At 71.8% G+C, this 20,997-nt stretch carries 16 protein-coding genes; 5 read left to right on the forward strand and 11 right to left on the reverse strand.

Annotated features, from left to right (window positions below; translation table 11 throughout):
• Positions 1-28 precede the first annotated feature (28 nt).
• Entirely contained in the window at positions 29-1,003 is a 975-nt protein-coding gene (locus ACZ6Y1_RS11340; protein ID WP_469626109.1) for an NAD(P)-dependent alcohol dehydrogenase, read from the forward strand.
• Between the two features lie 389 nt (positions 1,004-1,392).
• On the opposite strand, the gene ACZ6Y1_RS11345 is transcribed toward ACZ6Y1_RS11340, so the two are convergent.
• Complete coding sequence (locus ACZ6Y1_RS11345) at positions 1,393-1,974, reverse strand: TetR/AcrR family transcriptional regulator (RefSeq protein ID WP_469626112.1); 582 nt, start codon at positions 1,972-1,974, stop codon at positions 1,393-1,395.
• A 102-nt stretch (positions 1,975-2,076) separates the two neighbouring features.
• Between ACZ6Y1_RS11345 and ACZ6Y1_RS11350 the strand changes: the two genes are divergently transcribed.
• Positions 2,077-3,624 (forward strand): MFS transporter, encoded by a 1,548-nt coding sequence (locus ACZ6Y1_RS11350; RefSeq protein WP_469626115.1) that lies wholly within the window; start codon positions 2,077-2,079, stop codon positions 3,622-3,624.
• Between the two features lie 257 nt (positions 3,625-3,881).
• Here the strand turns inward: ACZ6Y1_RS11350 and serA are convergent, their stop codons facing one another.
• The 6 genes from serA to ACZ6Y1_RS11380 form a co-directional block, all read right to left on the reverse strand.
• Positions 3,882-5,471 carry a phosphoglycerate dehydrogenase gene (gene serA, locus ACZ6Y1_RS11355; protein WP_469626118.1) on the reverse strand — a complete coding sequence of 530 codons (1,590 nt, stop codon included), beginning with the start codon at positions 5,469-5,471 and terminating at the stop codon, positions 3,882-3,884.
• A gap of 266 nt (positions 5,472-5,737) precedes the next feature.
• Entirely contained in the window at positions 5,738-6,739 is a 1,002-nt protein-coding gene (ilvC, locus tag ACZ6Y1_RS11360) for a ketol-acid reductoisomerase (protein WP_469626122.1), read from the reverse strand.
• Positions 6,740-6,838: 99 nt separating this feature from the next.
• A complete protein-coding gene (gene ilvN / locus ACZ6Y1_RS11365; RefSeq protein WP_376656536.1) occupies positions 6,839-7,363 on the reverse strand; it encodes an acetolactate synthase small subunit in 525 nt (174 codons plus the stop codon).
• Positions 7,364-7,394: 31 nt separating this feature from the next.
• Entirely contained in the window at positions 7,395-9,281 is a 1,887-nt protein-coding gene (locus tag ACZ6Y1_RS11370) for an acetolactate synthase large subunit (RefSeq protein ID WP_469626598.1), read from the reverse strand.
• Positions 9,282-9,484: 203 nt separating this feature from the next.
• Positions 9,485-12,361 carry a putative bifunctional diguanylate cyclase/phosphodiesterase gene (locus ACZ6Y1_RS11375; protein WP_469626126.1) on the reverse strand — a complete coding sequence of 959 codons (2,877 nt, stop codon included), beginning with the start codon at positions 12,359-12,361 and terminating at the stop codon, positions 9,485-9,487.
• Positions 12,362-12,670: 309 nt separating this feature from the next.
• Positions 12,671-13,618: a 2-hydroxyacid dehydrogenase gene (locus tag ACZ6Y1_RS11380; RefSeq protein WP_469626130.1), complete on the reverse strand. Its 948-nt coding sequence runs from the start codon at positions 13,616-13,618 to the stop codon at positions 12,671-12,673.
• A 73-nt stretch (positions 13,619-13,691) separates the two neighbouring features.
• On the opposite strand from ACZ6Y1_RS11380, the gene ACZ6Y1_RS11385 reads away from it, so the two are divergent.
• The 3 genes from ACZ6Y1_RS11385 (at position 13,692) to ACZ6Y1_RS11395 (ending at position 16,274) form a co-directional block, all read left to right on the forward strand.
• Positions 13,692-14,699: an aldo/keto reductase gene (locus tag ACZ6Y1_RS11385; protein WP_469626133.1), complete on the forward strand. Its 1,008-nt coding sequence runs from the start codon at positions 13,692-13,694 to the stop codon at positions 14,697-14,699.
• Between the two features lie 123 nt (positions 14,700-14,822).
• Positions 14,823-16,046 carry a PQQ-dependent sugar dehydrogenase gene (locus tag ACZ6Y1_RS11390; protein WP_469626137.1) on the forward strand — a complete coding sequence of 408 codons (1,224 nt, stop codon included), beginning with the start codon at positions 14,823-14,825 and terminating at the stop codon, positions 16,044-16,046.
• 39 nt (positions 16,047-16,085) lie between these two features.
• Positions 16,086-16,274: a DUF6191 domain-containing protein gene (locus tag ACZ6Y1_RS11395; RefSeq protein ID WP_469626140.1), complete on the forward strand. Its 189-nt coding sequence runs from the start codon at positions 16,086-16,088 to the stop codon at positions 16,272-16,274.
• On the opposite strand, the gene ACZ6Y1_RS11400 is transcribed toward ACZ6Y1_RS11395, so the two are convergent.
• The 4 genes from ACZ6Y1_RS11400 to ACZ6Y1_RS11415 form a co-directional block, all read right to left on the reverse strand.
• Positions 16,237-19,299 (reverse strand): helix-turn-helix transcriptional regulator, encoded by a 3,063-nt coding sequence (locus tag ACZ6Y1_RS11400; protein WP_469626600.1) that lies wholly within the window; start codon positions 19,297-19,299, stop codon positions 16,237-16,239. The genes ACZ6Y1_RS11395 and ACZ6Y1_RS11400 overlap by 38 nt on opposite strands.
• Positions 19,300-19,379: 80 nt before the next feature.
• Positions 19,380-19,547 carry a hypothetical protein gene (locus ACZ6Y1_RS11405; RefSeq protein ID WP_469626143.1) on the reverse strand — a complete coding sequence of 56 codons (168 nt, stop codon included), beginning with the start codon at positions 19,545-19,547 and terminating at the stop codon, positions 19,380-19,382.
• A gap of 185 nt (positions 19,548-19,732) precedes the next feature.
• A complete protein-coding gene (locus tag ACZ6Y1_RS11410) occupies positions 19,733-20,326 on the reverse strand; it encodes a hypothetical protein (RefSeq protein ID WP_469626146.1) in 594 nt (197 codons plus the stop codon).
• Positions 20,327-20,426: 100 nt separating this feature from the next.
• Complete coding sequence (locus ACZ6Y1_RS11415) at positions 20,427-20,981, reverse strand: GNAT family N-acetyltransferase (RefSeq protein ID WP_469626148.1); 555 nt, start codon at positions 20,979-20,981, stop codon at positions 20,427-20,429.
• Positions 20,982-20,997 lie beyond the last annotated feature (16 nt).

The following is a 20,997-nucleotide window of genomic DNA, read 5'->3' on the forward strand; positions in this document are numbered from 1 at the left end:
TCGCGAACACCTGACTTACGGAGGCCCGATGAAGGCGATCGTCCAGGACCGGTACGGCTCATCCGACGTTCTGGAGTTCAAGGAGGTCGACCGCCCGGCCCCCGGCGACGGCGAGGTGCTCGTACGGGTGCGCGCGGCCTCGGTCAACGCCCGCGACTGGCACGTCATGCGCGGCGATCCGTACGTGGCACGCCTGGCCTTCGGGCTGACCGGACCCAGACAGCCGATCCAGGGCACCGACTTCGCGGGTGTGGTGGAGGCCGTCGGCCGGGGCGTCACCGGCCTGCGTCCCGGCGATGAGGTGTACGGCGAGGCCGACGGGGCGTTCGCCGAGTACGTGCGCGCCCCGCAGCAGGTGGTGGGCGCGAAACCGGCCGGCCTGACCTTCGAGCAGGCCGCGGCGGTGCCCCTGGCCGGGAACACCGCCCTGATGGGCCTGCGCGATCTGGGGCGGCTGCGGCCGGGACAGCACGTCCTGGTCAACGGCGCTTCGGGCGGGGTGGGGACCTTCGCCGTGCAGATCGCCAAGGCGCTCGGCGCGGAGGTGACCGGCGTGTGCAGCACGCGGAACGTGGATCTGGTCCGCTCGCTCGGCGCCGACCACGTCGTCGACTACCGGCAGGAGGACTTCACCCGCACGGGCCTGCGGTACGACCTCGTGCTCGACCTGGTCGGCAACCGGACGCTGGCCGACCTGCGGCGTGCGGCGACCCCCACGGGCGCGGTGGTCCTGTCCGGCGGCGGCGTGTCCGAAGGGGGCAGCCTGTTCGGCCCGATGGGCCTCATCATCCGCGGGAAACTCATGTCCCGCTTCGGCGGCGCGCGAATCCACGTCCTGACGGCGAAGGCGAGTGCGGACAACCTGGCGGCGCTGAGCGAGCTCGTCGAGCGGGGTGCGCTCGCTCCGGCCGTCGACCGGACCTACCCGCTGAGCGAAGCGGCCGAGGCCATCCGCTACCTCGAGATGGAACACGCGAGCGCCAAGGTCGTCATCACCTGTTGACGGGGCCTCAGCGGTGGCGGACCCCCTTCCGGAGCGGTGCGCCGCTCCGCAGCGTCGGGGAGGAGCCGCTCCCCCACCGTGACCGGCCGTCACCTCGAAGGAGGTGGTGTCCGGGAAGGCGGCCCAGTGCCCGAACAGCCGGGCCGTGCCCCCTCGAAGGCGCGCGGCGGCGCGATGGGGGCAGGGGCAGTTCCCGCGGCCGGATCGCGATCCCGGCCGGCGGCGTCCCGTAGGTACCTCGGCGGTGAACAGCCATGCGGGCACCCGCGCCGGGCCGCGGCTGCCGCGCACGGCTCGTGCCGCCATCGCGACTCCCCCTCGTCCCCGGTCGAATGCGGGGGCGTCCGGCCCGGGCGGTGGTTCCGGCTCTGCTCGGGCCGCCCGGCGTGCTACTCCGCGGGGCGCGCCAGCGCCGCGGTGGCGGCGGCCCGCATGCCCTCGGTCAACTCCTCCGCGCTGGCCGCCGACTCCGGGTCGAAGAGCCACTGGAGCATGAGGCCGTTGAGCAGCGCCTGGTAGAAGGCCCCGAGCGTCCGCTCCTCCCGCTCCGTGATCTCCTCCTCCGGGTTCCCGGTGAGCATCGAGATGAGCCCCCGGCGCCCCTCGGCCTGCGAGGCGGCGAGCATGGCCCGCAGGTCCGGCATCCGGTCGCCGGCCAAGGCGACCTCCACACTGGCCGACCAGACCGGACCGGCTTCGGCTCGGTGGGCCAAGAAGCCCTCCCAGACCCCTTGGAACCGCTCGAGCGAGCCGCCCTCGCCCGCCACCCCCTCCTTGAAGACGTCGCCGATCTCCTGCATCAGGCCGATGAAGGCCTCGGCCAGAAGGGCGTCCTTCGAGCCGTAGTGGTAGCCGATCGAGGCCAGGTTCGCGCCCGACGCCTTCACGATGTCGCGCGCCGTCGTGCGCACGAATCCCTTCTCGACCAGGCACTTCTTGGCGCCTTCAAGCAGATCTTCGCGATGTCCCATGGCGTCACCGTAGCAAGACGGACGTCACAGACGAAAGTCCAAGACAAGCGTCATGTACATCCGTCATAGACAACCGTTTATGACGAATGTACATTCCTCCTCATGACGAACCCCAGCGCCACCGCGCGACTCGCCGGCCGCCGCGAATGGACCGCGTTCACGGTCCTCCTGCTGCCCCTGCTCCTGGTCTCGATGGACGTCTCCGTCCTCTACTTCGCCATCCCCGCCATCACCGAGCAGCTTGACCCGAGCGCCACCCAGCAGCTGTGGATCTTCGACAGTTACGCCTTCGCCCTCGCCGGCCTGCTGATCACCATGGGGTCGCTCGGCGACCGGATCGGCCGCCGCAGGCTGCTGCTGATCGGTGCCACCGCCTTCGGCCTCGCCTCGGCGGGCGCCGCCTACGCCACCAGCGCGGAGATGCTGATCGCGGCCCGCGTGCTGCTCGGCATCGGGGGCGCCACCCTGATGCCCTCCACGCTCGCGCTGATCCGCAACCTCTTCCAGGACGACCAGCAGCGCGGCAAGGCCATCGCCATCTGGTCCGGGGCCATGACCGGCGGGATCGCCCTCGGCTCGGTGCTCAGCGGCGTGATGCTGAACCACTTCTGGTGGGGCTCCGTCTTCCTCGTCAACGTGCCCGCGATGCTGCTCCTGCTGGCCCTGGTCCCCGTACTGGTCCCCGAGTTCATGGACCCGGCCCCCGGCCGCTTCGACCTGCTGTCGGTGCCGTTGTCCATGGCGGCCGTGCTCCCCGTGGTCTACGGGCTCAAGGAGATCGCCGCCGAGGGCTTCGAGCCCCTGCGTCTCGGGTGCCTGCTCGCCGGCCTGGCCTTCGGATATGTCTTCGTCCGCCGTCAGCGCACCCGTGAGGACGCGATGGTCGCCAGGGCGCTGTTCCGGGGCCGCGGCTTCGGCGCCGGCGTCGGCCTCAACACGATCGCCGCCTTCGCCATGATGGGCTCGGCGTACTTCACCACCCAGTACCTGCAGTCCGTACTCGGCATGGGCACCCTGGAGGCCGCCCTGTGGAGCCTGGCCCCGTCGGTCGTCATCGGCGCCGCGGCCCCGGTCTCCGCGGCCCTGGCCCAGAAGGTGGACCGGGCATTCGTCGTCGCGGGCGGCTTCGTCCTCGCCGCCGCCGGATTCGCCCTGATGACGCTGCTGGGCACCGACTCGCTGTGGCTGCTGCTGGCGGGTGCCGGGGTGCTGGCCTCGGGCATCGTCACCGTGATGTCCCTGGTCTCCGACATGGCGCTCGCCTCGGCCCCAGCCGAGAAGGCCGGTTCCGCCGCCTCCCTGCTGGAGACCGGCCAGGAGTTCGGTGGCGCCCTGGGCATGGCGGTCCTGGGCAGCCTGGGCACCGCGGTCTACCGCGGCGACCTCGCCGCCGCCGACCCGGCCGCCCGGGAGACCCTGGGCGGAGCCGTGGCCGTCGCCCACCGGATCGGCGGGGAGGCGGGCGGCCAGCTGCTGGCCCTGGCCCGGGAGGCCTTCGTCCACGGAATGCAGTACGCGGCCTGGACCGGCACCACGCTGCTGCTCGGAGCGGCCCTCCTCGCCGCAACCCTGCTGCGACCCATCGCCACCCCGACCCCGACGGACGTATCCAGCCCCGCCGGGCGCCCCTCCAGCCCCGCCGGCGTTTGAGGCGCGGGACCCGGGCCGGAGCCCCCACCCTCCACCTCCGCCGGCGCTTGACGCGCGGGACCCGGGCCGGAGCCCCCACCCTCCAGCCCCGCCGGCGCTTGAGACGCGGGGTCCGGGGCGGAGCCCCGGGGAACGGTGGGAGGGCGGGTAGGGGACAAGCCCCGCAGGGACCCGGACCCGCCCCGACCTACGGCCGACCGAACACGGAGAAGGGCCCGAGGGAAGTCCCCCGGGCCCTTCTCCGTGCCTGGTACCGGTCAGCCCAGGCTGACGGTGCGCGCGGAAACGGCGCCGATCTCGGCCGCGATGTCCGCGAGGACGTTCGCCGGAACCTCGGCGTCGACCGTGAGGACGGCCAGCGCCTCACCGTGCTCCTCGGCACGGGCGACCTGCATGCCCGCGATGTTCAGACCCGCCTCGCCGAGCAGCTGACCGACCTTGCCGACCACACCCGGGCGGTCGGTGTAGCGCAGCACGACCATGAAGTCGGCGAGCGCCAGGTCCACGTCGTACTCGCCGACGCCCACGATCTTCTGCAGGTGCTTCGGGCCCGCCAGCGTGCCGGAGACCGAGACCTCCTGACCGTCCGAGAGGGTGCCGCGGACGGTGACCACGTTGCGGTGGTCCGGAGACTCAGAGCTGGTGGTCAGCCGCACCTCGACGCCGCGCTCCTGCGCGAACAGCGGGGCGTTGACGTAGGAGACCGTCTCGTCGACGACGTCCTCGAAGACGCCCTTGAGCGCCGAGAGTTCGAGCACCTTCACGTCGTGCTGGGTGATCTCGCCGCAGACCTCGACGTCGAGGCGGACCGCGACCTCGCCCGCGAGGGCGGTGAAGATGCGGCCGAGCTTCTCGGCGAGGGGCAGACCCGGACGGACGTCCTCGGCGATGACACCGCCCTGGACGTTGACCGCGTCCGGCACGAGCTCGCCCGCGAGCGCGAGGCGCACGGACTTGGCGACCGCGATGCCGGCCTTCTCCTGGGCCTCGTCCGTGGACGCGCCGAGGTGCGGGGTGCAGACGACCTGGTCGAGCTCGAAGAGCGGGGAGTCCGTGCAGGGCTCCTTCGCGTACACGTCGAGGCCGGCGCCGGCGACGCGGCCCTCCTTGATGGCCGAGTACAGCGCGGCCTCGTCCACGATCCCGCCGCGGGCGGCGTTGACGATGCGGACGGACGGCTTCACCTTGTGCAGCGCCTCGTTCCCGATGAGACCGAGGGTCTCGGGGGTCTTGGGCAGGTGCACGGTGATGAAGTCGGCGACCTCGAGGAGCTCGTCCAGGGCCAGCATCTTGACGCCCATCTGGGCGGCGCGCGCGGGCTGCACGTAGGGGTCGTACGCGACGATCTTCATGCCGAAGGCCGACATGCGCTGGGCGACCAGGACGCCGATGCGGCCGAGGCCGACGACACCGAGGGTCTTCTCGCTGAGCTCGACGCCGGTGTACTTGTTCCGCTTCCACTCGCCGTTCTTCAGAGCGGTGTTGGCCTGCGGGATGTTGCGGGCGGTGGCGACGAGCAGGCCGCAGGCGAGCTCGGCGGCCGTCACGATGTTCGAGGTCGGGGCGTTGACGACCATCACGCCGGCCTTGGTGGCGGCGGAGACGTCCACGTTGTCCAGACCGACGCCGGCACGGGCGACGACCCTGAGCTTCTTGGCCGCGGCGATGGCCTCGGCGTCGACCTTGGTGGCGGAGCGCACGAGGATCGCGTCGACGTCGGCGATCGCGGGCAGCAGCTCGGCGCGGTCCGCGCCGTTGCAGTGCCGGATCTCGAAGTCCGGGCCGAGCGCCTCGACGGTCGCGGGCGACAGCTCTTCGGCGATGAGTACGACAGGTTTCGAGCTCACGTGGGTCATCCTCACAAGTCCAGTGCGGACGGCCGTCCCGACGGCCGCAGGCGGTGGAGGGGGTAGCCGCGTGGAAGACGCACGACACTGTGGGCCTGACGCGTATGTGTTGAGCAGTGTAGTGGCGACGGCGGACCGGATTTCCGCCTGTACGGAAGGATCACCCGTCCGTGGTTGGCCGCGTTGGACAAGCCGGGGCCTCACGGCCCGTCCGGTGATGCGCGGCGGGGCCGGGACGCAGTGTCCCGGCCCCGCCATTCAGCCGATCAGCTCTCGTCGCTGTCGACCCAGCTCATGAGCTTGCGGAGCTTCTTGCCGGTGGTCTCGAGCAGGTGCTCGGAGTCGGCCTTCTTGTACTCGTTGTACTTGGGCAGACCCGCCTTGTACTCGGCCATCCACTCCTCGGCGAACTTGCCGGACTGGATCTCCTCCAGGACCTTCTTCATCTCGGCCTTGGTGGCGTCGGTGATGACGCGCGGGCCGGTGATGTAGTCGCCCCACTCGGCGGTCTCGGAGACCGACCAGCGCATCTTCTCCAGGCCGCCCTCGTACATCAGGTCGACGATGAGCTTCAGCTCGTGCAGGCACTCGAAGTACGCGATCTCCGGCTGGTAGCCCGCCTCGGTCAGCGTCTCGAAACCGGCCTTGACCAGCGCGGAGGCACCACCGCAGAGGACGGCCTGCTCACCGAACAGGTCGGTCTCGGTCTCCTCGGTGAAGGTGGTCTTGATGACACCGGCACGGGTGCCGCCGATACCGGCCGCGTACGACAGGGCCAGGGCGAAGGCGTTGCCGGAGAAGTCCTGCTCCACGGCGGCAATGCAGGGCACGCCGCGGCCTTCCTCGTACTGGCGGCGGACCAGGTGGCCCGGGCCCTTCGGCGCGACGAGGGCGACGTCCACGTTGGCCGGGGGCTTGATGAAGCCGTAGCGGACGTTGAAGCCGTGGCCGAAGAAGAGCGCGTCGCCCTCCTGCAGGTGCTCCTTGATCGACTCCTCGTAAATCTCGGCCTGGAGCGGGTCCGGGGTCAGGATCATGATGACGTTCGCCCACGCGGCGGCCTCGGCCACGGGGAGGACCTTCAGGCCCTGCTCCTCGGCCTTCGCCTTGGACTTCGAGCCTTCCTTCAGGCCGACGACGACGTCGACGCCGGAGTCACGGAGCGACAGCGCGTGGGCGTGGCCCTGGCTGCCGTAACCGATGACCGCGACCTTGCGGCCCTGGATGATGGACAGGTCGGCGTCGTTCTCGTAGAACAGCTCGGCCACTGGGATATCTCCTTGGTGCGCTGGTGTTGCACCCACCGTACGGCGGGGAACGGAATCTGAGTTTTCGGTCTCGCTATGCGAACGTGCCGTGTCGACGCGTCAGGCGGTGCGGTCGAGCGCCCGCAGGCTGCGGTCCGTGATGGACCGTCCGCCACGCCCTATGGCGATCGTGCCGGACTGGACGAGCTCCTTGATGCCGAAGGGCTCCAGCATCTTGAGCATCGCGCCGAGCTTGTCGGCACCGCCGGTGGCCTCGATGGTGACGGCCTCCGGGGAGACGTCGACCGTCTTGGCGCGGAACAGCTGGACGATCTCGATGATCTGGGAGCGGGTCTCGTTGTCTGCGCGGACCTTCACCAGAACGAGTTCGCGCTCGATGGCGTTGTGCGGCTCCAGCTCGACGATCTTGAGCACGTTGACCAGCTTGTTGAGCTGCTTGGTCACCTGCTCGAGCGGGAGGTCCTCGACATTCACGACGATGGTGATGCGGGAGATGTCGGGGTGCTCCGTGACACCGACCGCGAGGGAGTCGATGTTGAACCCGCGGCGGGAGAACAGCGCGGCGATCCGGGCGAGGATGCCGGGCGTGTTCTCGACCAGGACGGAGAGCGTGTGCTTGGACATGTGAGGCGTTCTCTCTCTCGGCTCTCTCGGCTCAGTCGTCTTCGTTGTCGCCGAAGTCGGGACGGACGCCCCGCGCGGCCATGACCTCGTCGTTGGAGGTGCCGGCGGCGACCATCGGCCACACCATGGCGTCCTCGTGGACGATGAAGTCGACCACGACCGGGCGGTCGTTGATCGCGTTGGCCTCGGCGATGACCTTGTCCAGGTCGGCCGGGTCCTCACAGCGCAGCGCCACGCAGCCCATCGCCTCGGACAGCTTCACGAAGTCCGGAACACGGGTGCCCATGCGCGGCGCGGCGGACTCGCCGAGCTGGGAGCCGACGGTGTCGTGGCCGGTGTCGTCCGCGTGCAGGACGGTGTTGGAGTACCGCTGGTTGTAGAACAGGGTCTGCCACTGGCGGACCATGCCCAGCGCACCGTTGTTGATGATCGCGATCTTGATCGGGATGTTGTTCAGCGCGCAGGTGGCCAGTTCCTGATTGGTCATCTGGAAACAGCCGTCGCCGTCGATCGCCCAGACCGTACGGTCCGGCATGCCGACCTTGGCACCCATCGCGGCCGGGACCGCGTAGCCCATCGTTCCGGCGCCACCCGAGTTCAGCCAGGTACGCGGCTCCTCGTAGTTCACGAAGTGCGAGGCCCACATCTGGTGCTGGCCCACGCCCGCCGCGTAGATGGTGCCCTTCGGCGCCAGCCGGCCGATCCGCTCGATGACCTGCTGCGGCGACAGGCTGCCGTCCTCGGGCAGGTCGTACCCCAGGGGATAGGTCTCGCGCCAGCGGTTGAGGTCGTTCCACCAGGCGGCGTAGTCGCCCGTGTTGCCCTCGGTGATCTCGGCCTGGACGGCCTGGATCAGGTCGGCGATGACCTCGCGGGCGTCGCCGACGATCGGAACGTCCACCGCACGGTTCTTGCCGATCTCCGCCGGGTCGATGTCCGCGTGGATCACCTTGGCGAAGGGGGCGAAGCTGTCCAGCTTGCCCGTGACACGGTCGTCGAAGCGGGTACCGAGAGCGACCAGCAGGTCCGACTTCTGCAGGGCGGTGACGGCGGTGACCGAGCCGTGCATGCCCGGCATGCCGAGGTTCTGCGGGTGGCTGTCCGGGATCGTGCCCAGAGCCATCAGGGTCGTGACGACCGGCAGACCGGTGAGCTCGGCGAGGACCTTCAGCTCGGCGCTGGCGCCGGCCTTCATCACACCGCCGCCGACGTAGAGGACCGGACGCCTGGCGGCCGCGATCATCTTGGCCGCCTCGCGGATCTGCTTGGCGTGCGGCTTGGTGACCGGCCGGTAGCCGGGCAGGTCCTGGCTGGGCGGCCAGGAGAAGGTGGTCTGCGCCTGGAGGGCGTCCTTCGCGATGTCGACCAGGACCGGGCCCGGACGGCCGGTCGAGGCGATGTGGAACGCCTCCGCGATCGTCTTCGCGATGTCCCCCGCCCTGGTGACCAGGAAGTTGTGCTTGGTGATCGGCATCGTGATGCCGACGATGTCCGCCTCCTGGAAGGCGTCCGTACCGATCGCCTTGGACGAGACCTGACCCGTGATCGCGACCAGCGGCACCGAGTCCATGTGCGCGTCCGCGATCGGGGTCACCAGGTTGGTGGCGCCCGGACCCGACGTCGCCATGCACACGCCGACCTTCCCGGTGGCCTGCGCGTAACCGGTCGCCGCGTGCCCCGCGCCCTGCTCGTGGCGGACCAGGATGTGACGGACCTTCTTGCTGTCCATCATCGGGTCGTACGCCGGGAGGATGCAGCCGCCCGGGATGCCGAAAACGGTGTCGCACCCCACCTCTTCGAGAGAGCGGATGAGGGACTGCGCACCCGTGACGTGCTCAACTGCGGCGGACTGCTGTCCTCCGGAACGGGGCCGCGGCTGCGGATGGTGGGCCCCGGTGGCCTGCTCGGTCATCGGCATTCTCTTCTCGAAGCTGAGGGTTTTACGGGAGTCGGCTCTGTGCCAGTGCAACAAAAAACCCCTCGTGCCGGTGGGCAAGCGAGGGGAGCGCGTCGGGTGCGTTCAGCGGGGACATGCTGGTCCCGGCTTCAGCCGACGCGCTTTCCAAGTACGAGAATTCGGGTGCGCATGGCACCGACCTTCCCTCCGGCGGGAGGCTGATGTCAAGTAGGTGGGACGGCCGTCTCATTATGTGAGCCTCTGTGGATGACCATGGAGCCCGCGGTGGAGCCACCGGCCAGGGCCGGCTGGACCGCTCCGCCCGGTACTGGGAACGTACCTCGCACGAGCGCGCGGCGCAGCCGGTACTCGTCCAGTGGCCCCGAGAAGGCCATTCCCTGGCCGTGGGTGCAGCCCATGGCACGCAGGGCCATCACCTGCTCGGGCAGGTCCACGCCGTCGGCCACCGACCGCATGCCGAGATCGTTCGCGATCCTCAGGAGCCCCGCGGTGATCTTGTGCAGGCGGGAGGACTCGACGACGCCCTCGACCAGGCCGCGGTCCAGCTTGAGCAGGTCCACGGGCAGCCGGCGCAGGGCGCTGATGGCCGCGTAGCCGCTCCCGAAGCCGTCCAGGGCGATTCCCACACCGAGCCGGTGCAAGGCCGTCAGACGGCGCTCCAGATCGTCGAACGGCACCCTGGGGTCGGAGACGGCCAGCTCCAGGACGAGGGCCCCGGAGGGCAGCCCGTGCCTGGTCAGCAGAGCCTCGACCGATCCCAGCGGCATGGCGCGGTCCAGTAGCCGCTGGGCGGTCATCCGTACGACCACGGGTACGTCGTGCCCGGCGCGGTACCGGTCGCCGGCCACCTCCACGGCCTGCTCCAGCAGCCAGCGCCCCAGCTCCGCGGTGCGCGAGGCGTCCTGACCGGCGGCGGCCCCCGAGGCACCCTCGCTGTACTCGGCGACCCGGAGGAATTCCGCGGGGGTGAAGAGGATCCCCTGCGCCGAGCGCCAGCGGGCCTGCGCGGCCACCGCGGCGATCTCGCCGGTGGCCAGCGAGACCACGGGCTGGTGCAGCAGGGCGAACTCCCCCTCGTGCAGCGCGGTCCGCAGCCGTCCCGCCTGCTCGGCCTTGCGGACGACCTCGGCCTGCATCTGGGGGGCGTACAGCTCCACGCGGTCCTTGCCGCCGGCCTTGGCCCGGTACATCGCGAGATCCGCGTTGCGCATCAGGTCCGAAGGGGTGATGCCGGGGTCCGCGAAGGCCACGCCGATGCTCGCGGCGACCCGGACCTCGCTGCTCCCGATCCGGTACGGCTGGGAGAGGGTGGTGCGCAGCCGGTCCGCGATCTCGTGGACCTGGTACTCGCGGGCGCTGCGGTCGCGGCTCCCGTCGCCGAGGATCAGCGCGGCGAACTCGTCGCCGCCGAGGCGGGCGGCGGTGTCCCCGGCGCGCACCGAGTCCTGGAGCCTGCGCGCGGCCTCGACGAGCAGTTCGTCGCCGGCCTGGTGGCCGATGGTGTCGTTGACCGCCTTGAAGCCGTCGAGGTCGATGAAGAGCACGGCGGTGCTGTGGTCCCCCGCCCGGCGGCCGGTCAGCGCCTGGCGGACGCGGCGGGTGAAGAGGGCCCGGTTGGGCAGGTCGGTCAGCGGATCGTGCTCGGCGCTGTGCTGGAGCTGCGCCTGGAGCCGGACCCGCTCGGTGACGTCCCGGCTGTTGAGGATGAGCCCGCCCTGGTGGCGGTTGACGGTGGACTCCACGTTGAGCCATTCGCCGGTGCCCGATTTGAAGCGGCACTCGATGCGGGTGGTGGGCTCTTCGGCGGGGGGTGCGGCGAGGAACCGGCGCACCTCGTGGACCACCCGGCCGAGGTCGTCGGGGTGGATCAGCGCGGCGAGTTCGGTACCGACCAGCGCCTCGGCGTCGCGGCCGTAGACCCCGGCGGCGGCGGGGCTGACGTAGCGCAGGGTGCCGGTGGGCGCGGCGATCATGATGACGTCGCTGGAGCCCTGGACCAGGGAGCGGAAGTGGTTCTCCTTCTGGGCCAGTTCCTGGGTCAGGGCGATGTTGTCGAGCAGCATGATGCCCTGCCGGATGACGAGGGCGAGCACGACCGTGCAGCCGGTGACGACGACGACCTTGTCGACGCTGCGGCTCTCCAGCACGTTGTAGAGGATGCCCAGCGTGCAGACGGCGGCGGCGAGGTACGGGGTGAGGGCCGGCAGCGACCGGGCGATCGGGCGGCTGACGGGGCGCGGGCCGCGCGGCTCCACGGGCTCGTGGACGGCGCCGATCCGGCGGGCTCCCCAGGGCGCGTAGGCGAGCAGCAGGGATCCGGCGAACCAGCCTGCGTCGAGGAGCTGCCCGGAGCGGTAGGTCTCCTTCAGCAGCGGCGAGGTGAAGATGGCGTCGCAGAGCACGGTCAGGGCGAGAGCCGCGATGGCGGTGTTGATGGCGGAGCGGTTGGTCGCGGAGCGCCGGAAGTGCAGGACGAGCACCATGGAGACGAGCGCGATGTCTAACAGCGGGTAGGCGAGTTCGAGCGCGGCCCCCGGGACGCTGCCGGCGCCGTGCGAGCGGGCCGCCTTCGCGAGGGCCAGGCTCCAGGAGAGCGTGAGCAACGAGCCGGCGATCAGCCAGGAGTCGAGGGCCAGGCAGACCCAGCCCGCCCGGGTGACGGGCCGCTTGGCGAGGACGAGCAGGCCCACGATGGCGGGCGGCGCGAAGCAGAGGAAGAAGAACTGGGCCGGGGACGGGCTGGGCATCGGCTCGTGGACGACGACCTCGTACCAGCCCCAGACGGTGTTGCCGCAGGCCGACATCAGGGACGAGAGAGCAAAGAGCACCCAGGCGAGCCGGTCTCGGTTCGCATGGGTGCGCGCGTACTGGTAGCAGGATCCGGCGGCCACGAAGGCCGCGGCGGCGAGGCCGAAGTCGCCCATGGTGTCGGCGAGTTCGGCGCTGCCCCAGCCGAAGCCCGCACCCACCGCGTAGCCGCACCACACCACGGCCAGGAGCACTTGGACGGCCACCACCCGGCCGCCTCCGCCCTGCGGGACGGGAGGCCGGTTCAGGAGCGCCGCCCCCGGGGCACTCACCGCTCCCCCTCGCCCGCTGGTTCCGGTGCAGCCCAGTCCCGGCAGCGTCGCCTCCGGCGGCTCTGCCGCATCGGATCCTTCGTCCATTGGCCGTGCATCGCCCGTCGCCCCCCAAAGTGTCCGATCACTCCCCAGCGCCAGACGTTCGTGGCGCAGCCCCTTCTTCCGGACGATACACCACTTTCGTCACTCAGCGACATAGGTTCTCTACTCTCCGTCACCGATACGGGAGTTGTGGAGCCTCTGCGCCTCCGCGCGCACGCGGGGGCGCGGGCGCGGGGCGCGGGGGCGCCTGGGGCGCACCCGGGGTCACTCGGTGATCAGCACCGTGTGCTCCACGGGCTCCCCGGCGGCGAACCGGCCGAGCTGACGCGCCAGCAGGCGCTTGGCCCGGGGTTCGAACGCCGAGCTGCTGCCCCCCACATGAGGGGTGATCAGGACGTTCGGAGCATGCCAGAGCGGGTGGCCGGCCGGCAGCGGTTCCGGGTCGGTGACGTCGAGCGCGGCGTGCAGCCGCCCCGACTCCACCTCGGCCAGCAGGGCCTTCGTGTCGACGACCGGGCCGCGCGCGACGTTGACCAGCAGGGCGCCGTCCTTCATGCGGCTCAGGAACTCGGCGCCGGCCAGGCCCCTGGTGGCGTCGGTGAGCGGCGTCACGAGGATCACCACGTCCGCCGCGGGCAGGAGTCCCGGCAGGTCGGCGATGGCGTGGACGGGGCCGCGCGGCGTGCTCCGCGCGGTGCGGGCGACGCGGGTGACCGGCCCGCACTCGAACGGCACGAGGCGGTCCTCGACGGCCGAGCCGATCGATCCGTAGCCGACGATCAGGACGGACTTGTCCGCGAGGGCCTCGTAGAAGCCGCCGCGCCACTCCTCGCGGTCCTGGCCGCGGACCATGCCGGGGATGCCGCGCAGCGAGGCGAGCGTCAGGGCGAGGGCGAGCTCGGCCGTGCTGGCCGTGTGGACCCCGACGGCGTTGCACAGACGTACCCCGGGGCGCAGGTCGCCGAGGCCGCCCAGCACGTGGTCGATGCCCGCGGTCAGGGTCTGCACGACCTCCAGGGCCGGCATCGCCGCGAGGGGGCGCACGGTGACCGCGGCGGACTTCATGTACGGGGTCACGTAGAAGACGCAGTCGGCCGGGTCGGCCGGGAAGGCCTCCTCGCCGTCCCAGAGGCGGTAGCGCAAGGAGTCGGGCAGGCCGGCGATCTCGTCGGCGGGGAAGGGGAGCCAGACGTCCCCGGTCTTTGAGGTCATGATCACGAGGCTATGCCAAGCCTTCGCGATCAAGCCGTTAGTTTGTTTGCCGGAGCGGGAGGGGGACCCAGGGGTGGAGCGCAGGTCGATCGGGGCGGGGGCGCTGGCGGTGGGGGCCGTGGGCCTCGGCTGCATGCCGATGAGCTGGGCGTACGCGCCTTCGCGGCGGCGGGGGCAGGAATCGCTGGCCGCCGTGCACACCGCGCTCGACCTGGGGTCGAACCTGCTGGACACCGCCGACGTGTACGGGCCGTTCACCAATGAGCTGCTGCTGGGGCGGGTGCTGCGGGAGCGCCGCGCCGAGGCGTTCGTGTCGGCGAAGGTGGGGCTGCGCGCGGGTGATCAGCACGTGGTGGCCGACGGGCGGCCCGGCTATCTGCGGCGGGCGTGCGACGCCTCGCTGCGGCGGCTGCGGACCGACGTCATAGACCTCTACCAGTTGCACCGGGTGGATCCGGAGGTGCCCGTGGAGGAGACCTGGGGGGCGATGGCGGAGCTGGTGGGTGCGGGGAAGGTGCGGGCGCTGGGGTTCTGCGCGCTGGGCGCGGGGGCCGGGCCGGGGGCGGGGCGGCGCGGGGACCGGGCGTACGGGACGACGCTGGCGCACCTGGAGCGGGCGCAGCAGGTCTTCCCGGTGAGCGCGGTGCAGGCGGAGCTGTCGGTGTGGTCGCCGCAGGCCGCGTGGCAGCTCCTGCCGTGGTGTGCGGCGCGCGGGGTGGGGTTCCTGGCGGCGATGCCGCTGGGCAGCGGCTTCCTCACGGGGACGCTGACGCCGGGCGAGGGTTTCGAGTCGCAGGACGTGCGGGCCAGGCATCCCCGGTTCACGGCGCACGCGATGGCGTCGAACCAGGGGCTGGTGGCGGGCCTGCGGCGGGTGGCGCTGCGGCACGGGGCCGGGGTCACCGCGGCGCAGGTGGCGCTGGCATGGGTGCTGGCGCAGGGGCCGCAGGTGGTGCCGGTGCCGGGGGCGGACCGGGCGCACTGGGCGGAGGAGAACGCGCGGGCGGCGGAGCTCCGGCTCTCGGCGGCGGACCTGGCGGAGATCGCGGCGCTGCCCGCGGCGGTGGGAGCCTGGGACTGACGGCTCTCCGCGGACGGCTCGACAACCACTCGATCGAGTGTACGAGGGGCGGAACTCGGGATACGGCCGGAGCTGTTGAGACAGGTGTAGGGCACGAGTGGGGCACGGGAGGGGAGCAGGGCGATGCGATACGGAGCCGGGAAGTACGGGGGCGGGGGCGCGCGGCGCCGGAGCGTGGTGGCGGCGGTCGCGGCGGCCGGGTGCGGTGCTCTGCTGGCCGCCGGGTGCTCGCCTCCGGGCGGTGCGGGAGCGGGGCCGAGCGGCTCCCCACCGGGTGCGACGGCCGCGGGCCCGGGGTCATCGGGCCCGTCGGGGAGCCCGTCCGGCTCGCCGGCGGTTTCCGGTCCTCCGGCGAAGGGGTCGGTGACGGTCACCGGGGAGACCGCCAAGGGACTGGGGAGTCCGTGGGGCGTGGCCCCGCTGCCCGACGGGGATCTGCTGGTGGCCTCGCGGGACAAGGGGACGATCAGCAGGGTCTCGGTGGGCTCGGGCACGGTGACGGAGATCGGTGAGGTGCCTGGGGTGGCGCCGGGCGGGGAGGGCGGGCTGCTGGGCCTCGCGCTGTCGCCCTCGTTCGCCTCGGACCGGCTGGTGTACGCGTACTTCACGACCGAGTCCGACAACCGCATCGCGCGGATGCGCTATGACGAGCACAGAGCCCCCGGTCAGCAGCTGGGCGCTCCGGACACGGTGCTGCGGGGCATCCCCAGAGGGTCGATCCACAACGGCGGCCGGATCGCCTTCGGCCCGGACAAGATGCTCTACGCCGGGACGGGCGAGACCGGAGACGGCACGCTCGCCCAGGACAAGAAGTCCCTGGGCGGCAAGATCCTGCGGATGACGCCGGACGGGAAGCCGGTGCACGGGAATCCGGATGCCGATTCGGTCGTCTATTCCTACGGGCACCGCAATGTGCAGGGCCTCGCCTGGGACAAGGACAAGCGTCTGTGGGCCGCCGAGTTCGGGCAGAACACGTGGGACGAGCTGAATCTCGTCGAGCCCGGCGCGAACTACGGCTGGCCGGAGGCGGAGGGCAAGGCGGGCAGACCGGGGATGCGGGATCCGGTGGCGGTCTGGCGGACGGACGAGGCCTCGCCGAGCGGGATCGCATGGGCTCAGGGTTCGATATGGATGGCCGGTCTGAAGGGCGAGCGGCTGTGGCGCATCCCTCTGGCCGGTGCGGAACCGAGCGCGGCACCCGAGGCGTTCCTGGAGGGGAAGTACGGTCGTCTGCGCACGGTGGTGGCACTCGGCGGTGACAGATTGCTGCTGGTCACGAGCGAGACCGATGGCCGCGGGTCGCCGGAGGCGGGCGACGACAGGATCCTGACACTGACGGTGCAGTAGCCGGCCCCGGCGCAGGCCCGGACCGGCGGGGAAGGCACGGTGGGCACGGTGTTCAACATGATCGAGGAGCTGTTCAACCCGGGCCGCAGACACTCGGACGAGGAGAAGAAGCGGCTGGAGCTGTCCCGGGTCGACGTCGGTGACGGCGACCCGGGACGGGGTCCGATAGACCTGGACTCCGGCAGGGTGCTCATACGCCTCGAAGAGGAGCCTCCGTCCGGGCACTGACCGGCACGGGTGGGGCGAAGAGCCTCAGCCGGTGGGCGAGGGCGGCGGCCTCGCCGCGGCCCGCGACGCCCAGCTTGGCCAGGATGTTCGATACGTGGACGCTCGCCGTCTTCGGGGAGATGAAGAGCTCCTCGGCGATCTTGCGGTTGGTGCTGCCGGCCGCCACCAGGCGCAGTACGTCCCGTTCGCGGCTGGTGAGGCCGAGCGCCTCGACGGGGTCGGCGGGCGGTGCGGGGGTGGCCGGGAGCGTGTCGGCCGCGGTGAGGGGGAGCCGGGCACGCTGGGCGAGCAGGGCCAGGTCCTCGCGCAGGCGCCGTGAGCCGAGCCGGTTCGCGGTGGCGTGGGCCTCGCGTAGCAGGGCGGTCACGGGCGCCCGGTCGCCGCCGGAGGCCAGGACGGCCTCGGCGAGCTGGTGGCGGGCGCTCGCCAGCAGGTACGGGCGTTCCAGCGGGCGGACGGCCTCCTCGACCGCGGTCCAGTCGGCGACGGTGTCCCGGGCTTCGGCCCGCAGCAGTTCGACGCGGACGTACTCGGCGTGGGCGCACCACACCGGGGCCGGGGTCGACAGGTGGCGGGCGGCCTGGCGCAGGAGGTCGAGCGCGGCTTTCCGGCCGGGTTCGGCCGCCGGGAGTCCCCGGGCGTCCGCCTCCGCGGTGGCGGAGGCCAGCAGCATCGGCCAGCCGTAGCGGTGGTGCCCGAGCGGGAACCCGTAGGCGACGGCGGCGGCCGTCTCGGCCCGGACGTCGGCGATGCGGCCCTCCCCCGCGGCGACGCCGACCGCCAGGTGGTAGAGCGGTATCCGGTGCTGGGGCTGGATGTCGTGGGTGCCGAAGTGGGCGTGGGCGGCGGCCAGCTGCTGGGCCGCTTCCGTCAACTCGCCCCGGCCCAGCGCCAGGTAGGCGAGCCGGGCCGCCGCCGAGCCGCGGGGGCTCGCGCTCTGCCCGACGCGCAGGGCCCGCTGGGCGGCCTCCGCTGCCTCGTCCCACCGGCCGAGGCTGTACAGGCTCTCCGCCATGTTGCCGCGGATCCAGGACTCGGCGTCCAGCAGCCGGGACCTCCTGACCAGTTCGGCCCCTTGTTCCGCCAGTTCCACGGCTTCGCGGGACCGGCCCAGTCCTTCCAGCTGAGAGGTGAGATTGATATGTGCACGTCCCGCGAGCGCGATGAGGCCGAGTTCCGTGGCCCGTTCCCTGACCGCCTGGATCTCGGCGAGGCCCCGTTCGCGGTCACCGGAGTCGGTGAGCAGGCTGCCGACTGTGATCCGCGCGTTGAGCTCGATGTCCTCGGCGCCGACCATCCGCGCGTACTCGACGGCGCGTTCGGCGGCGACGATGTTGCCGGGGCCGGGATCGTGGAGCATGCCCCAGCCCGCGGCCCGGACGAGGACCTCGGCGTGCACCTGGGACGGGGGCAGCCCCTGCACCAGTTCCTGCGCCTTGGCGATCTCGTCCCAGCCGTCGCCCCGCCCGAGCCCCGCGACGAGCCGGGAGCGCTCGGTCCAGAACCAGGCGGCCCGCAGCGGGTCGTGTCCGTCTTCCAGCATGCGCGCGGCCGTCTTGCAGAACTTCAGGGCTCGTTCCCGTTCGCCGCCGTAGCGGGCCGCCACGGTCGCCTCGGCCAGCAGGTCGAGGCGCTGGAGCGGGGTGGCCGGGTCGCAGCCGCACGGCGGGTACACATCGGTGTAGTCCGCGGGGCGGAGCGCCTCTCGGACCTGCTCCGGGACGCTGTCCCACAGATCCATCGCGCGCTCCAGCAGGCGCAGCTGCTCGGAGTAGGCGTGCCGGCGGCGGGCGGCCACGGAGGCGGCCAGTACGGCCGGCAGCGCCCGGGAGGGATCGTTGGCCTGGTACCAGTAGCTGGCCAGCCGGATGACCCGCTCCTCGGCGCGGATCAGCGAGTCGTCGGCCTCCACGGCCTCGGCGTAGCGGCGGTTGACGCGGGCGCGTTCGCCGGGCAACAGGTCGTCGCTGACGGCTTCCCGGACCAGCGAGTGGCGGAAGCGGTAGCCGTCGCCGTCGGGCGTGGCGAGCAGGATGTTGGCTCCGACGGCGGCCCGCAGCGCCTCGATCAGCGCGTCCTCGCCCAGCCCGGCGACGGCGCGCAGGAGCGGGTACTCGACGGTGGATCCGCCCTCGGCGACGAGGCGGACCACGCGCTGGGCCTCGTCGGGAAGGACCTCGACGCGGACGAGGAGCAGGTCGCGCAGGGATTCGGTGAGCCCGGCGCGGCATCCGCTCTCGTGGGAGGCGACGAGTTCCTCGACGAAGAAGGCGTTGCCGTCGGAGCGCTCGAAGACGGAGTCGACGAAGTCCTCGTCGGGCTGCGAGGCGAGGATGCCCGCGAGCTGGCGGCGTACCTCGGCGCGGTTGAAGCGGGGCAGCTCGATGCGCTGGACGGTGCGGAGCCGGTCCAGTTCGGCGAGGAGCGGGCGCAGGGGGTGGCGGCGGTGGACGTCGTCCGCGCGGTAGGTGGCGACCACGACGAGCCGGCCGCCGGCGAGGGTGCGGAAGAGGTAGGAGAGCAGGTGCCGGGTGGAGGCGTCCGCCCAGTGCAGGTCCTCCAGGACGAGGACGACGGTGTGGTCGGCGGCGAGCCGTTCCAGCATCCGGGCCGTCAGTTCGAAGAGCCGGGCGGTGCTCTCCTCGTCGTGCGGGCCGCGCGGGGTGTCTCCGAGTTCGGGGAGGATCCGGGCGAGTTCGTCCTCCTGGCCGGCGGCAGCGGCGGCCAGCTCTGCGGGGAGCGCGCGGTGCAGGCTGCGCAGGGCGGTCGAAAACGGGGCGAAGGGAAGCCCCTCCGCCCCGATCTCCACACAGCCTCCGACGGCGACGACCGCGCCGCGGCGGGCGGCCTCGCAGAGGAACTCCTCCGTGAGGCGGGTCTTGCCGACCCCTGCCTCTCCCCCGATGAGCATCGCCTGCGGCTCGTGGCCCGCGGCTCGTGTCAATGCGTCGGTGAGTACGGCCAGTTCGTCGGCGCGGCCGACGAACACCGGGCTGACAGATCTGGTCTCCACGTCGCCGAGCATCGCACATCCGTGCTGTTCGGCGGCACTCGTTATCGGCGCGCTGCTCATCACGTGTCAGTCCACGCGTATCGGGGCGCGGTTCACGCGGCTCGGGTGAACCGGCTCCGCTGTGCGCTCACCACCCCTTCGGGATCCTGGCTTCGAGAGGAGGCGCGTCGCGCCTTCTTGGCCTCCCGGACCAGGCGGTACTCGTCGGCCTGGCGGATGAGGTCGGCGCGGCGGGCGGTGGCGATCTCGTACTCGAACATCTCATGCTCCCTGGTTGCGTTTCCCGGTCACCTCGTTCGGTGTGATCCAAGCTTCGCGTCCCAGGGGGTACCGGCACATCGGTCGCATGCCGCATCCGGGAGGGGCAGGGGGCCTTAGTCCCGGGCCTGAGGCACCTCGGTCGGGCCGGGGACGCCTAAGGCCGTGCTTAGCGGGTGGTGGGGGACTAGCCGGCCGCCGGTGCCGGGATGGTGAGGAGGAGGTCGAAGTACATGAGGACGAAGAGCAGGACGCCCACGGCGCCGAGCGCGACGCCCGCCCAGGAGACCGACCGGACCCAGGCGGGGAGGGTGCGCTGGGGGGAGCCGAGGGCGGGCAGGGCCAGCACGAGGATTCCGATGATCAGGGCGAGGGCGGAGAAGATGCCGTTCACCAGAGCGGTGGTGTGCCACGGGTCGACGAACTGGGCGGCGATCTGCGCGTTGACGTCGGCGGCCTGGCTGAGCTTCAGCTGGCTGGTGACGCGGGCGCGTTCGGCGACTATGCCGCCGATCCAGCTTCCGCTGAGGGCCACGGCACCGAGGCCCGCGGCCACGAGCGCGCAGGCCGCGGCCCCTACGTGGCCCGACCCCTCCGTCTCGGCCTGCTCGTCGGTGAACTCGGCGTCGTCCAGCTCCTCGTCGGCGAGTTCGGCGGCGGCGGCCTCGACGGCGGGTTCGGCGGCGGCCTCGGCGGCGGGTTCGGCGGCGGGTTCGGCCTTGGTCAGGTCGGCCGGGGTGGTCTCCGCCTCGGGGGCGTCGGGGGTCTTGGTGGTGTCCATGCGGGGCACCGTAGGTGCCTTGTCTGAGAGTCTTCTGAGAATCCGCTGGTCATGGACGCCCCGGGCCCCGCGGTCCGCGGGGCCCGTCGGGACGGGTGCCTCAGGAGGTACGGGCCGCGGCCCACTCGTGGGCGAGGACCGACCAGACCTCGGTGCTCTGGCGGACGCCCCGGTGCAGGTGGTTCTCGCGCATCACGCCCTCACGGGTGAGGCCGAGGCGCTCGGCGACGGCGATGCTCTTCTTGTTCCCGGTGGCGACGTGCCACTCCACGCGGTGCATGCCGCGCCCGTCGAAGGCCCAGTCGATGAGCACCCGGCAGGCGGCGGTGACCAGTCCGCGTCCGGCCGCCGAGGGCTCCAGCCAGCAGCCGACCTCGCAGTTGCCGGCGGCGGCGTCGAAGGCCGGGTAGAGCACCCCGCCGACGAGGGTGTCGTCGACCCAGATACCGAAGAACCGGGTGCCGTCGTTGGCCGCCTTCTCGGCGTTCGACCGGAGCAGCTCGCGCGCCGAGTCGAGGTCGGTGGCCCGGTCGGGGAAGCCGACATACTGGCCGATGAATGCGCGGCCGCGGTCGATGTGGGCGAGGAACTCCTCGGCGTGCCACACCTCGAGCGGCCTGAGCTGGGCGTCTTCGGCCAGGTCTATCGCGAACATCAGTGGGGTCCTTACG

This window comes from Streptomyces sp. NPDC053432, assembly GCF_055585365.1.